A 14,468-nucleotide genomic window follows, 5' to 3' on the forward strand; every position below is an offset into this window, starting at 1 on the left:
GGGGATACCGGCGGAATTTTTTCTTTAGATTCTTTCTTTTTTCAGTAGATCCCTAATCTCAGTCAGCAGTTCTGTCTGAGGAGCAACTACAGGTGCAGCTTCCTCTTTCGCTTCTTCCTTCCGCTTAAATCGGTTAATCAGCTTAACAAACAGGAAGATCGCAAAAGCGACAATGATAAAATCAATGACTGCCTGAATGAAGATACCGTATGTAACCTCAGCGTTTCCAACTTTGACAGTAAGTGCTGAAAAGTTGACGCCACCCAGAACAATTCCAACAATCGGCATAATAATATTTTCTACAAGAGCAGTAACAATTTTTCCGAAAGCGGCACCTAGGACAACTGCGATCGCAAGCTCGAGAACATTTCCACGCATGGCAAACTCTCTGAATTCCTTCATCATATTACTCATTTTTTGTTCACCTGCCTTTTTCGCTTATTATATCTCAACAGCTGATAGAGTGATAGATAAAGAAAAAACCGGCTGAACCATCAGCCGGTTACAGAAAATATTTCTTCCTGTTGTTTGATATATTCGATTGTGCGTTCATTAAATTCCTGTGGCTGGTCAATATTACATACGTGACCGGATTTACGGATTGTTACATAGTTCAGTGAAGGATCTCTTTTCACCAGTTCTTCCACAGGTGCTCTGAACAGGTAATCCTCCTGACCCATTACAAAGAACGTAGGGACGCCTTTATGATCAAGCTGTAATTTTGCCAGATAAGGATTGATCATTCTGGTTAATGAGAACCACTTAATAAATTCCTTCTGACACATTTTTTTTGCTGAATTCACAAAAGCCAGGCGTGATTCTTCATGGTCTCTGTTCGGCATGATGATCCATGCAAACAGCTTATAAAGCAGCATATAAGGAACAAAACGCTTAGCCGTGCGCCCGACCCAAAGTAAGAACTTTGTGCGGATATCAAGCTGGATAATCGCACCGCATAAAGTCTGGGAGCGCACATATTGCGTATATTCACTGGTAATTGTCTGAACCACGATTGTACCGAGTGAAATACCGATAAAGTGAGAGTGCTTAATGCCTTCTGCATCGAGCACATCAATTACTTCTCTTGCAATATCTTTAAATGTATCACCTTTTCTCCAGCGTCCGCGCTCAGACTGACCGTGTCCGCGGAGGTCAATAACCAGTACATTAAAATGTTTTCTATATTCTTTAACTTGTTTGAACCATATACTTGAACTGCCTCCCGCTCCGTGAATGAATGTCACCCAGGGGAGGGACTGCTGTGAAAAATATGTTCGATAATGTAGCAAAGGGGCAACTCCTCTACAGGCTTTTTCTTCTATAATATAAACACACTATTAGTCTTACAATCAACCATTAAAAGGTTTCGAAGTATAAGTGTTTGTGCAGGTCGCATCCTGGATTGAAGGCTGAAAGGCAGGATGGACACCGGGAATGTGACGAGAGATATTCATGAATCGTCAGCTCGACTCCACATTTTCCGCACAGAATTGCTTTTTCATCAAAACGTTCTGCCGGCCACACCTGTCTATTACCGCAGCCACTTTCCTCATGGCAGCTTACACATGGGAAGTATTGACCGCAGCAGTAAAATTTGATTGCTATAATATCTCTTTCACTATGATAATGTGAACATCTTGTCTCAGAATCTGTGAGCGCACCGTACACTTTATGACCGTGAATAAATTGTGTCGGATTCATATTTTCACCTCGATGACTTTAGCTTACCATATTCATCAATCTATTTTTATAAGCTTTATGGAAATTGGCTGCTGCATACATAAAAGTGTGTCTTTCATAAAGCGGTAGTGGCAGAGATAATGAAGGAATTGTTTGCAGAGTTGATTGAATTGACTGGATGGATGAAGGGAATCTGTATCTGTATGAAAGAATTAGGCTCTGCCGGACGACTGCTGAAGGAATTAATGTCGATTTTGAAGGAATCATTTCAGGATTGAGTGAATCAGTAGAGGATCCTGAAGGAATTATTCTCAAATTGAAGGAATTCTTCATTAATATGAAAAAAGCTAAGTCCCCAAAAAGGTGATATGATAGCGTTAACAAAAATTCAGAAGGTGATTTTATGCTTGTACTCGCAATGCTTGAGAGACTTGGTATCATTGTAACTGTTGCCTTCCTGCTGACAAGACTGCCGTTTTTCAGAAAACTGTTTGATGCGCAGCTGCAGATTAACTTCAGGCAACGGCTGCTTTTAGTGATCGTATTCGGCTGTTTCGGTATTATCGGCACGTATACAGGGATTGTTGTAAACCCGATAGATGATTCAATGTATAGGTGGACAACTGTATTAGGTGAAGACGAGGCGCTTGCCAACTCCAGGGTGCTCGGTGTTGTAGTAGCGGGGCTTCTTGGAGGCTGGAGAATCGGTGTAGGAGCAGGCCTGATCGCTGGCGTTCACCGCTTTTTCCTTGGTGGCTTTACAGGTTTAGCATGTGGTCTCGCAACCATTGTTGCCGGAGCAATCGCCGGTATGATTTCTAAAAAACAGAAAAAGAACCGGATTGTCACGCCTCAGGTGGCATTTATTGTAGGAGCATCTGCAGAAGCGGTTCAGATGCTGATCATTCTTGGTATAGCGCGTCCATTTGACCTGGCTTTTGCGCTTGTGCAGGATATTGGCCTGCCGATGATTATTGCAAATGGAATTGGAACAGCATTATTTGTCCTGATTATTAGAAGTGTCATTCAGGAAGAGGAACGTATGGGAGCTGTTCAATCGCAAAAGGCACTTAGAGTCGCGAATCTTACACTGACGCATATGAGAAAAGGATTAACGCCTGTGTCAGCTGGAGAAGTATGCGCCATTTTATATAAGGAAATCCCGTCTTTAGCTGTTGCAATTACGGACAGGAATAAGATTCTATCTCATATTGGGAATGGTCTTGATCATCACGGAACAGGTGAAGAGATCCGAACCGAAGCAACAAAATACGTTATTGAATCCGGTCAGGGTGTTACTGTCGGAAAAGAGTCCATTCAGTGTGATAATCCGGATTGTATGCTGCAGGCAGCCGTCATTGCTCCCTTAAAAAGGAAAGATCAGACGATTGGAACATTAAAGGTCTATTTCTCTTCAGAGCGGATGATCTCGCCAATTATGCTTGAACTGATCCGTGGATTATCAACGCTGCTTAGTCATCAGCTTGAAATTGCAGACGGAGAAAAACATAAAGAACTTGCTAGGGAATCGGAAATTAAAATGCTCCAGGCCCAGGTCAGCCCTCATTTCTTATTTAATGCGCTTAATACAATCGTATCTTTAATCAGAACGAATCCTGACCATGCAAGGAAGCTGTTAATTTCCCTGTCAGCATTCTTCAGGCAGAACTTAGCAGGCACCACGCGGCAGGTTTCAACACTGAGTGAAGAGGTCGAGCACGTGAAATCCTATTTATCGATTGAAGAAGCAAGATTTTATGACCGGCTGGATGTATATTATGCCATTGCAGATGAAGCTCTTTTAGCGTCAGTACCTCCACTAACACTTCAACCGCTTGTTGAAAATGCAGTCAAGCATGGGTTGAAGGGGAAGAGCGAGGATGGCAGGTTAATTGTCAGAGCCAATAAAGAGGAAAATAGAATTAAAATAGAGGTTGAGGATAACGGAGAAGGAATTGATTCAGACAGAATTGCTTCCCTTCTAGAAAGCCCGGTTGCTTCTGAAAAAGGCACAGGAATCGGTCTGTATAATCTGAATGAGCGTCTGGTTAAAATGATAGATGAAAAGTCCAGGCTGTCGATCCACTCAGAAAAAGGGAAAGGAACTGTTATCAGTTTTTCAGTTCCAGATCCGAACGCGAAGCGTCTGGAAGAGGTGATGTAACAATGGAGATACGCGCAGTGATTATTGATGATGAGCCACTGAGCAGACAGGAACTGCTCCATCTTTTATCTGAGTATCCTGATATTCTGGTGATTGGTGAAGCACCGTCTGCTGAAAAGGCAATGGAAATCATTCTGACGAAAGAGCCGGATGTATTGTTTCTGGATATTGAAATGACCGGCATGAATGGTGTTGAGCTTGCAGAAACACTTCAGCATATGAAAAAGCCGCCGGCCATTATTTTTGCGACAGCCTATCAGGATTATGCTGTTAAAGCGTTCCGGGTCGAAGCAGTGGATTATCTATTAAAACCATTTGATGAACAGCAGCTGATGCAGGCAGTCAATCGCCTTAAAACCAGACTGCAGCCTCCGGAATCTAAGCCGCCGTCTGCAGGGAGACTGGCTGTTCAGAGTGAAGATCGCATTATATACCTTGAGCCGGAAGAACTTCTTTATGTGTACAGGGAGGGTCGCGATACGTTTCTGGTCAGTGAAAAAGGGACGTATCAAACAAAACTATCGCTTAAAGAACTTGAGCAGAAATTAAAGCACCACTCATTTTTCCGGGTACATAAAGGCTACCTGGTGAATATTAAAAAAGTGGAAGAGCTCGTCTCATGGAGTACCAATGTATTTGAATTGAAAGTAAGAAATAGTCAAAAGCTGATTCCAGTCAGTAGAAATTATGTAAAAGAGTTACGGGAAACGCTTGAACTGTGAAGAATCTCTTCATACAGTTCAGGCGTTTATTTTTACTTTTCAGCCAGAATTATTGTCATGTTGACCAAAACTTGTCCAAAAAATGAACGGAGGCGATAGAATGTAAGCGGATACAAAATAGATGAGGGGGAAACATCAATGGTTACATTTCTCGTCGCAATTGCCATCTTAATTATTGGGTATTTTACGTACGGAAAGTTTGTAGAGAAAGTATTCGGGGTGAAAGAAGAGCGTATGACACCAGCTTATGCTAATGCAGATGGTGTGGATTATGTGCCAATGGATACGAAGAGAAATTCAATGATTCAATTACTGAATATTGCAGGCGTCGGTCCGATCTTTGGTCCGATTATGGGGGCGCTTTACGGACCGGTTGCGTTTTTATGGATTGTGTTCGGATGCATTTTTGCCGGAGCGGTTCACGACTATTTAACAGGTATGATCTCAATCAGAAACAAAGGAGCGCATCTTCCTGAACTTGCAGGGAAATTTCTCGGAAAAGCATTCAGACATGTCGTTAATGCATTTTCCATTCTTTTGCTGGTGCTTGTCGGGACAGTATTTGTTACAGCGCCGGCAGCACTGATCGCTGATATTTCACCTGCATGGGTGACACTTGGTGCGATTATTGTCTGTATTTTCCTTTATTATATTGTGGCCACACTGCTTCCGGTTGATAAAATTATCGGACGCCTTTATCCGATCTTTGGCGCATTGCTGGTGGTCAGTGCAATTGGGATTGGTGGTGCACTGGTTGTTCAGGGACATCCGATTCCAGAGATGACTTTTGAAAATATGCATCCTGCAGGACTTGCTGTATTCCCACTGCTATTTTTAACGATTTCTTGTGGTGCACTGTCAGGTTTCCATGCTACACAATCACCAATCATTTCAAGAACGACACAAAAAGAGGGTCAAGGCAGAAAAATCTTTTATGGCATGATGATCTTAGAAGGGGTTATTGCGATGATCTGGGCGGCAGCTGGAATGGCACTGTTCAATGGAGCAGACCTGAATGAAATTCTGGCTGCAGGCGGACCTGCTGCAGTTGTAAGAGAAGTATCAATTACAACGCTTGGTGCAATTGGTGGAACACTTGCGATCATCGGGGTCATTATTCTACCAATTACATCAGGAGACACAGCTTTCAGAAGTGCACGTATGATTATCGCGGATTATATTAGAATCGGTCAAAAGAAAATCTCAAATCGTCTATGGATTGCATTACCACTCTTTGTGATTTCAATTGTACTGACACAGGTTGATTTTAATCTGCTGTGGAGGTATTTCTCATGGGCCAATCAGTCAACGGCAATGATCGCTTTGTGGGTAGGCGCGATGTACCTGGCACTGCAGCGTAAAAATTTCTGGATCGCAGCAGTTCCGGCAGCATTCATCACGATGGCAACCTTTACTTATATTTTAAATGCAGAAATCGGTTTCCGTCTGCCGATAGAATGGGCATATGCAGGTGCTGCGCTCATTACAGCAGCCTCCATTGCAGCCTTTTTCTATACAGTCAAAGCACGTCTTGCTGCAAGTGATTCAGGTCTCCGTCCAATCGTAGTGGATGAGGAACTTGAGCAGTCAGCATAAATGACAGCAAACATCTAAAATAATTCATTAAAGCCGATCATTGTACATGCACACCTGATCATTGGAGCGTAAGGGGGCGACTCCTGCGGGAAAACGGTCGAGACCCCGGAAGACAGTGCTCTTCTGCCTGAGCGTTCGTCCGCGGAAAGCGTCCCCCTGAAGCGGAAATTATCAGGCATAGTATAACCATTATCGAAGAAAACCTTCTTTTATCAATAAGAAGGTTTTTTTCTGTTCAAAATAGGAAATAACAGCTATATAAGTGCCTATTAATCATTGTTTTAGTTCAGAAAATTCTATATATTTAAAAGGAGCAATGAAAGCGGAAGGAGAATCCAATGTCTCTAGCTGAATGGATATTTATTATTGTGAGTATTGCATGGATTGGGGAATTTATATTCTTCCGCAATCGCGGCACCGGAGAAGGCGATCCGCTTGAGCAGAAATCCTTTTACTACATTCTCCTGAGCCTCCTTGGCATGATCGGACTTGCGCTGATCCTGCAGGAACTGAGAGGAACCGGGGCAGAAGCTATTGTGACCTGGACAGGGCTCATCCTGTTTGCTGCAGGTGTTGGTCTCAGATACTGGGGCATTCTGCATCTGAAAGCTCAGTTCACACGTCATGTGACGGTGAGGGAAGGTGACCAGATTGTCAGCACAGGTCCTTACAGTAAATTGCGTCATCCGCTTTATACCGGTCTTTTTTTTATTGGGACAGGCATGACGTTATTTTTTTCCAGCATCATCGCAACGCTTGCAGGCGCAGTTCTTCTGACGATCACGCTGTTAATACGGATCCGTTATGAAGAGAAACTGCTGATTTCAAAGTTTGGACCGGAATACGAAGAATGGATGAAGCACAGATACAGGCTGATTCCGTTTATATACTGATAAAAAAGGGAGTGGAAGTATGAAGAAAAAAGCAATCGTAGTTGGAGCAGGACTTGCTGGCATGTCAGCAGCAATTCGCCTTGCAGGAGATGGGTATGATGTAAAGATCCTTGAGAAAAACAGTAATGTAGGTGGGAAGCTGAATAAAAGAGAAGGAAAAGGATTCAGCTTTGATACAGGGCCATCAATTTTAACAATGCCATGGGTACTTGAACAGCTGTTTTCAAGCGTTCACAGAAGAGTTGAGGATTACATAACAATTGAAAGAGTCGAGCCACAGTGGCGCACCTTCTTTGAAGATGGAACGAAAATCGATGTGACAAGCGACCTGCCTGATATGCTCGAAGAAATGAAAAAGGTATCCGGAGACACATCTGCTAAGCTGACTGAGCTGATTCATTATGCTGAAAATATGTATGAGCTTTGCATGAAGAGTTTCTACAAATACAGCATTGCTGATTTAAAGGATCTGAAGCAGCACCATACATTAAAAGAACTAATGGCGATGGATCCTTTAAGTACTGTGGCAGGTGGGACGAATAAGCGTCTGAATAACAAATATCTTGAACAGATGTTCAATTTCTTCGTCATGTATGTAGGATCTAATCCATACCAGGCACCGGCGATCTTAAATCAGCTGATCTATGTACAGCTTGGACTTGGTATTCATTATGTAAAAGGCGGCATGTATAATATCGCTGAAGGTATGAAGAAACTGTTGAATGAACTGCGTGTAGACATTCAGCTGAATACGCCTGTTGATCACCTTGTGATTGAGGGCAAGGAAGTAACAGGAATCCGTACAGCAGACGGTACGCTTCATGAAGCGGATATTGTCGTATCCAACCTTGAAGCCATCCCTGCCTACCGCAACCTTGTACCGCATAAGGAAGGGAAAAAGGAAGCGAAGAAGCTGAATAAGAAGTTCGTACCGAGTGTATCAGGACTTGTTCTGCTGCTTGGTGTGGACCGTGAGTTTACAGACCTGAAGCATCATAACTTCTTCTTCTCGGAAAACCCTGAGAAAGAATTCCATGATATTTTTGAAAAGGGTATCCCATCAGATGACCCAACAGTCTATATTGGCATTTCTGCACGCTCAGATGAAACGCAGGCGCCAAAAGGGAAGGACAACCTGTTCGTTCTGACGCACGTTCCACCTTTAAAAGAAGGAGATCAGGGCAAATATGACTGGGCAGAATATCGTGAACTTGTCCTTGATAAGCTTGAGAGAAACGGTATGAAGGGACTCAGAGACTCAATTGAATTCGAATACCGTTTTACACCTGAAGACCTTGAAGAGCTGTACGGACCAAATGGCGGCTCAATCTATGGTGTCGCTTCAGATAAGAAAAAGAACGGCGGCTTTAAGATTCCGGCTAAAAGTGAGCTTTATGACAACCTCTACTTTGTCGGAGGCTCGACTCACCCGGGCGGCGGCGTACCAATGGTAACACTATCAGGTCAGCTGACAGCAGATCTGATCAAGGAACATGAAACGCAAAAGCAGCCTTCATAAGCAGCTCAAATTGAAAAACTGTCTGTCGTATCAGTGAAAACTGATACGCAGGCAGTTTTTTTGCGGATCAGAAAATTTTTCAATAGTTAAACAGGATTTTCCAAACGGTTGGAGAATATAAGAGAAAAGGGCTTAGGGGATGATCCAGACATGAGATTAAAAAAATCTGCCAAAATCGGACTAACCGTCATTTCACTCACAACCGCAGCGATTATAGCTGTGAATATCATTGCTACAATCCCTGAGTACAATGCTAACAGCGCTTCTGCCTACTTAAAAAAAGAACTTGCTTATGTGAACAATCAGGGTGAAGTAACTGATTCTTTCAAAGTATACGGTGGAAATGAAGAAGAACTGTATGTCTGGTATGCCTTTGAAGAGTTTCTGCCAGAAGAAAACGAGACGGGATCAGGCGCATCGCTTGCTGTGAAATTGCTGATGGAAAATGGGAAAGTAACAGGATACGAAGTGCCTGAGGAAGGGGAACTTTATGAGGAGAGTATGAAGGAGTTATTTCCGTGGCACGTCAGATGGCGTATGCCCCGTGGTGACGTCCCTTTATCAATAGAGCAGGAGATTGATATTAAGCAGGCACGCATGCTGGCAGCGCAGGAGGAAGCTGAAGAAGAATAATGATCAAAGAAAAACTGCCGGGGAAGATGTCCCCGGCAGTTTTGAAAATTAATTTTCTTCACGTGCTTTTCTTTCCGCCTTCAATTGTTTAGCTGTCTTTAATTTAGGACGCGGAAATTCTTTTCGCAGTAAGCTGAATAGCGTAAAGATCATAAACAGCAGAATCACTGTAAATGGTAAAGCAGAGACGAGCGAGGCTGTCTGCAAGCCTTCAAGTCCGCTGGCTACTAGCAACACAGCTGCAATAGAGCCAAGCAGTAAGCCCCAGATAATACGTACAACTAAAGGTGGATTGAGTCCGCCGCTAGTTGTCATGCTGCTGATAATGTATGTCGCTGAATCGGCTGAAGTGATCAGGAATGTCAGAATCAGCAGAATCGATAATACAGATAGCACTGTTGATAACGGTAATTGATCAAAAGTTGAGAACAATGCACTTGTTAAATCATTATTAACTGCTTCTGCAATCGAAGTGCCCTGGAACAAATCAAGGTGCAGTGCAGTACCGCCAAATACAGCAATCCATAAGATTGCAATGGCTGGAGGAACAATCAGTACGCCGACAACAAACTCACGGATCGTACGTCCTCTTGATACACGTGCAATAAATGCGCCGACAAATGGCGACCATGCAATTGCCCATGCCCAGTAGAAGATTGTCCAGTCACGAACCCAGGTACCCTCTACATACGGCTGAAGACGCAGGCTGTATCGGACAAAGTTTGTAATATAGTCTCCAAGACCGAGTACAAAAGTTTCAAGAATAAAGACTGTTGGTCCAACAAAGAATACAAAAATCATTAGTAGTAGTGCTACACCAAGGTTGATATTACTCAGCCATTTAATCCCCTTATCAATACCAGTTGTAGTTGATAGCAGGAATAGTGCAGTTAACACTAATGTGATCATCACCTGTACAAAGGCGTTATTTGGAATATCAAGTACACTGTTCAGACCGCCATTGATCTGCAGAATACCCAGTCCAAGAGATGTTGCAACCCCCATTACCGTTGCAATGACTGCAAGGATATCGATTGTCTGGCTAAGAGGCTGTTTCATTTTTCCTTCTTTGATAATTGGTGAAAGGCTGGTTGAAATTAAACCATTCGTTTTTCTGCGGAACTGGAAGTATGCAATGATCAAGCCGACAATGGCGAACGTTGCCCACTGACTGACTCCCCAGTGGAAAAATGAATAAGCCATTGAAAGTCTGGCACCTTCTTCAGTGAATGGCTCAACTCCAGCTTCAGGTGAAGTGTAAAAGTGGCTCATTGGCTCTGCAATTCCCCAGAATACAAGACTTACACCAAATCCTGCTGAGAATAACATCCCGATCCAGGTGAAAACCGGATAATCCGGGCGCTCGTCATCCCCGCCAAGTCTGACACGTCCATACCTGCTTAAGGCAATAAAAATAAGAAATAATACAAAGAAGAACACAGCTAATAAATATAGCCACCCAAACGATTGGGTTGTGAATCCGAACGCAGCATTCGCACCCGCGGCAAACTGGTTAGGTAGGAATGCTCCAATCAGCACAAGTGTAGCAATGATTGCAGCGGATATGTAAAATACTCTGCCAAGCGGTTTTTTCTCTTTTTTCTCTTTTTTCATGTTGTCTCCTTTCTGATGTCCTGGTTATTTTGATCCACCTTAGTGCTTAATTCCCTATATGTAAAATGACTAAACAGCTTATTGGAAAGTTTAGAATAGTGAAAAACAGTAAAAAGTAACTGTACAACATAAACGAGGCAGGTGCGAAAAATGACAGTTCCATTTTTTAAGCAGTTCAGCCACCCGGAGGGAAAAGCAGGAAAAGTGGCTGGTTTCATCATGTCAAAAGAAAACCGAAAACTCAACCGTTGGGCATCAGGTTGTCTGGATCTCCATCCCGGTGAACACGTACTTGAAATCGGATTTGGTCCAGGGGTGTGTCTTGAGAACCTGTTGAAAAAAGGAGTCACAGTAGACGGGCTGGATGCCTCAGCAGCTATGGCTCAGCTTGCTGAAAAAAGGCTCAAAAAACAGCTTGAAAATGGAAAAGTAAGAATCATGCAGGGGAAAGCAGAGCATATCAATCTGCCTGAAAAATATTATGATAAAATTCTTTCAGTTAATAACTTTACGATATGGGAAGACCCGGACAAGGCACTTGAAAAATTATATTCAGCATTAAAAGATGACGGGCGTATTGTCATTACCATGCAGCCAAGAGAAGAAACAGCAAGCCCGAACCTGACAAGAATGATGGGAAATGATATGTACCACCGCCTGGAGAAAGCAGGGTTTGAACACGTAACACTTACTTACCGGAACTTCTGGCCGGAGATGGCAGTCACTGCTGTCGGATTCAAAAAGAAGAGACAGAGCTAATCCATTTTGCTGTTTTAGCAGGGGAATTCAAAATAATGATGTTTTCTATGTCTGATAGACGCAGCTTCTCAAGTGTGTCAGGAACATGCCGGTCGTTATAAAAATAAATCCATTTCAAAAAGTCCAGATCAATCTTTTCATTACAGCCTTCCGTCATATCCGGACGGCTTTTTCCATGATACATCAGTCTTCGTTTAACTGCGCGACGCAGGCAGGTCCATCTTGAATAGTGAAGAAAAATCACCGTGTCACACTTCTGAAGTCTGCTATCAAGCGTACCTCTGAAGTTACCATCCATAATCCACTCTTCATCTTGCATCACTACCTCCACTTCAGCCCGGAACGTTTCCCGGTCAGTAGGTGTCCATCCAGGTTTCCAGAAAATCGTATCAAGATGATGTACCGGAATAGAAAGTCTCCTGCCCAATTGCTTAGCAAGCGTCGACTTCCCTGCACCGCCAGAACCGATAATTAGAATTTTTTTCATTGTAAAACCTCCCTGGGTAAGATTTAGAATTACTGAAATCCATCAATCTATCTGCACAGCTAATGATTGAAGCGCAAGGGGGCGACTCCTGCGGAAAAACGATCGTGAAAGACCCCGGAAGGCAGTGCTATTCTGCCTGGCCTGAGCGTTCGTCCGCGGAAAGCGTTCCCCTGAAGTGAAAATCGTCAGCCAAAATAAGAAATTTAATTGAATTCTTAAAAACCGCTAGTCAATCATAGCGCTTTCAATTATAATGAACAAGAAGTATTTGGAAAGGGCGTGATGTACGATGAGAAACCTTAAAAAGATCATTGTTTCAATTGTACACAACCCGTTTGCCCATTTAGAGGCTTCCAACTAAGGAATAGGATCTTTCTGTTTAAACACCAGAAGTCCGCGGGTTTGTGTACACACACAAATCAGCGGACTTTTTTATTTGAAAAACAGGAGGAACCAACATTGAATACATTAACGAAATTAGGATGGAACAAAAAATGGCAGGAGAAAGCAGGTCAATCAGACCTCACACCTGCAAGAATCATTACTGAATATAAAAATCTGTACAAAATACAAACAGACACCTCAATCCATTTAGCAGAAGTCACAGGGAAATACCGTCACCAGGCAGCTGTAAGAGAAGATTATCCTGCCGTTGGTGACTGGGTAATGGCCTCCCTGCCTTCAGGTGAGGGACATGCGATGATTCACCAGGTGCTTGAGCGGACATCTAAATTCTCCAGAAAAGCAGCAGGTGAGGTCACACATGAACAAATTGTCGCTGCCAATATTGATATTGCCTTTTTGGTCATGTCACTTAACCATGATTTTAATCTGCGAAGACTGGAAAGGTATCTGATTGCCGCATGGGAAAGCGGTGCGAATCCGGTTGTTGTTTTATCAAAAGCTGACCTCTGTGATGATAGCGAAGAAAAAGCAGCAGAAGCAGAGGCCGCTGCAATGGGCGTGCCTGTTCTCGTCACCAGTGCTCACACCGGAGCCGGGCTCGATGCATTAAAGGATCATATCACTGAAGGCATGACGGTCGCTGTGATGGGCTCATCAGGTGTAGGGAAGTCGTCGATCATCAACGCGCTGATCGGCGAAGAAAAAATGATGGTCAATGACATACGGGAAGACGACAGCAAGGGAAAGCATACGACGACACATAGAGAACTGATTATGCTTCCTGATAAGGGTGTGATCATTGACACGCCGGGAATGAGGGAGCTGCAGCTATGGGAGTCAGACAGCGGTCTCTCACAGGGTTTTCAGGATATCGAAACGCTGGCTGAAGCATGCCAGTTCAGAGATTGCAGTCATGAAACAGAGCCAGGTTGTGCAATACAAGCAGCCATTGAAAATGGGGAGCTTGAGCAGGATCGTTATAACAGTTACGTAAAGCTGCAAAAAGAACTCGCTTACCTTGATAGAAAATCAAACAGACGTGAACAAATTTTAGAAAAGAAGAAATGGAAAAAGATCTCCCAGTATCAGAAACAGATTCACAAATAACGGCAACATTCAGCGCCACTCATCAGGTTGATGAGTGGCGCTTTTGCAGACCGGATCAGGGAATGGATCGCGTTCCGTGATATAATGAATGTGTATAGTAAGCCCAAAGGAGGCGTGTCCGGATGAAATCGATGTTTCAAAAAGCAATGGGTGCGGAGTTTGAAAAGATGCATCCAGGTCTTCAACAAAAATATGCGCTGAACAGTTCATCTGACTATAAAGTAATTACTAAGGGAACGATGCACGAAATCAAAGGCGGTTCTAAACTTGTGCGGAAAGTGTCCCACTTAGGTGTGAAAATGAATTTCGCTTTTCCTGAAAGGGGAGAGGAAATCCCTTTTTATATGGAGAATGCTGCATACCGCGACAGGCACGGCCGGGAAACAATGTCATGGAGACGCAGCTTTACATTCCCGGAAACCGTCCGCTGCTTTTATGACAAAATGAAAGAAGGGGAAGCGCCGAACTCGGTCGATAACTTCACTGACCAGTGGGGGATCGCTCGGCTGCCACTTAATCTGAAAGCAACACAGACAGGTGGAATGCTGTTAACTTCGCGTGATATGACTCTTCATTTCGGCAGGAAATACTGGAAGATTCCGCGACTGCTTGGTGTAAGAGCTACAGTGCTCGAGGAATATAATGATCAGACAGAACTTTTTGATGTTCATATTCATATTTATCAGCCTTTGTTCGGGACGATTTTGTCTTATAAAGGATCTGTGGAGATGTTATTTCCAACAATTGATGCCGGAGAGTAGAAGGTACTCTCCGGTTTTTTCGTGTTGCCGGTGTAGGTCAAATTACACTTTTCTAAGAACCATGGCGATTATTCTATGAACCACCAGTGTTATTCTCCGAACATGACATATTATTCTTTGAACCACGC

15 protein-coding genes are annotated in these 14,468 nt (G+C 43.4%); 10 read left to right on the top strand and 5 right to left on the bottom strand.

Annotation, left to right across the window (positions count from 1 at the left end):
• Positions 1-24: 24 nt before the first annotated feature.
• The 3 genes from mscL to DH10bf12_RS07495 all read right to left on the bottom strand — a co-directional run bounded on the left by mscL (position 25) and on the right by DH10bf12_RS07495 (position 1,701).
• Positions 25-405, bottom strand: coding sequence for a large-conductance mechanosensitive channel protein MscL (gene mscL / locus DH10bf12_RS07485; RefSeq protein ID WP_471738206.1), 381 nt, complete (start codon positions 403-405; stop codon positions 25-27).
• 89 nt (positions 406-494) lie between these two features.
• Complete coding sequence (locus tag DH10bf12_RS07490; protein WP_471737891.1) at positions 495-1,289, bottom strand: alpha/beta fold hydrolase; 795 nt, start codon at positions 1,287-1,289, stop codon at positions 495-497.
• A gap of 67 nt (positions 1,290-1,356) precedes the next feature.
• Complete coding sequence (locus DH10bf12_RS07495; RefSeq protein ID WP_471737892.1) at positions 1,357-1,701, bottom strand: CHY zinc finger protein; 345 nt, start codon at positions 1,699-1,701, stop codon at positions 1,357-1,359.
• Between the two features lie 119 nt (positions 1,702-1,820).
• On the opposite strand from DH10bf12_RS07495, the gene DH10bf12_RS07500 reads away from it, so the two are divergent.
• The 7 genes from DH10bf12_RS07500 to DH10bf12_RS07530 all read left to right on the top strand — a co-directional run bounded on the left by DH10bf12_RS07500 (position 1,821) and on the right by DH10bf12_RS07530 (position 9,207).
• Positions 1,821-1,958: a hypothetical protein gene (locus DH10bf12_RS07500; protein ID WP_471737893.1), complete on the top strand. Its 138-nt coding sequence runs from the start codon at positions 1,821-1,823 to the stop codon at positions 1,956-1,958.
• A 125-nt stretch (positions 1,959-2,083) separates the two neighbouring features.
• Positions 2,084-3,844 carry a LytS/YhcK type 5TM receptor domain-containing protein gene (locus DH10bf12_RS07505; RefSeq protein WP_471737894.1) on the top strand — a complete coding sequence of 587 codons (1,761 nt, stop codon included), beginning with the start codon at positions 2,084-2,086 and terminating at the stop codon, positions 3,842-3,844.
• Between the two features lie 2 nt (positions 3,845-3,846).
• On the top strand, positions 3,847-4,566 hold the full coding sequence (locus tag DH10bf12_RS07510; protein ID WP_471737895.1) for a LytR/AlgR family response regulator transcription factor: 720 nt from the start codon (positions 3,847-3,849) through the stop codon (positions 4,564-4,566).
• Positions 4,567-4,704: 138 nt separating this feature from the next.
• Entirely contained in the window at positions 4,705-6,162 is a 1,458-nt protein-coding gene (locus DH10bf12_RS07515) for a carbon starvation CstA family protein (protein WP_471737896.1), read from the top strand.
• Positions 6,163-6,500: 338 nt separating this feature from the next.
• Positions 6,501-7,055: a methyltransferase family protein gene (locus tag DH10bf12_RS07520; RefSeq protein WP_471737897.1), complete on the top strand. Its 555-nt coding sequence runs from the start codon at positions 6,501-6,503 to the stop codon at positions 7,053-7,055.
• 19 nt (positions 7,056-7,074) lie between these two features.
• Positions 7,075-8,574: a phytoene desaturase family protein gene (locus tag DH10bf12_RS07525; RefSeq protein ID WP_471737898.1), complete on the top strand. Its 1,500-nt coding sequence runs from the start codon at positions 7,075-7,077 to the stop codon at positions 8,572-8,574.
• 150 nt (positions 8,575-8,724) lie between these two features.
• Positions 8,725-9,207 (top strand): hypothetical protein, encoded by a 483-nt coding sequence (locus tag DH10bf12_RS07530; RefSeq protein ID WP_471737899.1) that lies wholly within the window; start codon positions 8,725-8,727, stop codon positions 9,205-9,207.
• Between the two features lie 48 nt (positions 9,208-9,255).
• Here the strand turns inward: DH10bf12_RS07530 and DH10bf12_RS07535 are convergent, their stop codons facing one another.
• Positions 9,256-10,821, bottom strand: coding sequence for a BCCT family transporter (locus tag DH10bf12_RS07535; protein ID WP_471737900.1), 1,566 nt, complete (start codon positions 10,819-10,821; stop codon positions 9,256-9,258).
• Positions 10,822-10,971: 150 nt separating this feature from the next.
• On the opposite strand from DH10bf12_RS07535, the gene DH10bf12_RS07540 reads away from it, so the two are divergent.
• Positions 10,972-11,580: a class I SAM-dependent methyltransferase gene (locus tag DH10bf12_RS07540; RefSeq protein ID WP_471737901.1), complete on the top strand. Its 609-nt coding sequence runs from the start codon at positions 10,972-10,974 to the stop codon at positions 11,578-11,580.
• Here the strand turns inward: DH10bf12_RS07540 and DH10bf12_RS07545 are convergent.
• Positions 11,558-12,067 (bottom strand): P-loop NTPase family protein, encoded by a 510-nt coding sequence (locus tag DH10bf12_RS07545; protein WP_471737902.1) that lies wholly within the window; start codon positions 12,065-12,067, stop codon positions 11,558-11,560. The two genes, DH10bf12_RS07540 and DH10bf12_RS07545, sit on opposite strands and share 23 nt — an antisense overlap.
• Before the next feature lie 459 nt (positions 12,068-12,526).
• Here DH10bf12_RS07545 and rsgA point away from each other — a divergent pair, with 459 nt between their 5' ends.
• Together rsgA and DH10bf12_RS07555 are read left to right on the top strand one after the other, a co-directional pair.
• Entirely contained in the window at positions 12,527-13,579 is a 1,053-nt protein-coding gene (gene rsgA, locus DH10bf12_RS07550; protein ID WP_471737903.1) for a ribosome small subunit-dependent GTPase A, read from the top strand.
• Positions 13,580-13,701: 122 nt separating this feature from the next.
• Positions 13,702-14,340, top strand: a complete 639-nt coding sequence (locus tag DH10bf12_RS07555; protein WP_471737904.1) for a DUF4166 domain-containing protein — start codon at positions 13,702-13,704, stop codon at positions 14,338-14,340.
• The last annotated feature ends 128 nt before the right edge of the window (positions 14,341-14,468 follow it).

The sequence above is a fragment of the Jeotgalibacillus sp. 10bf12 genome (genome assembly GCF_055597105.1).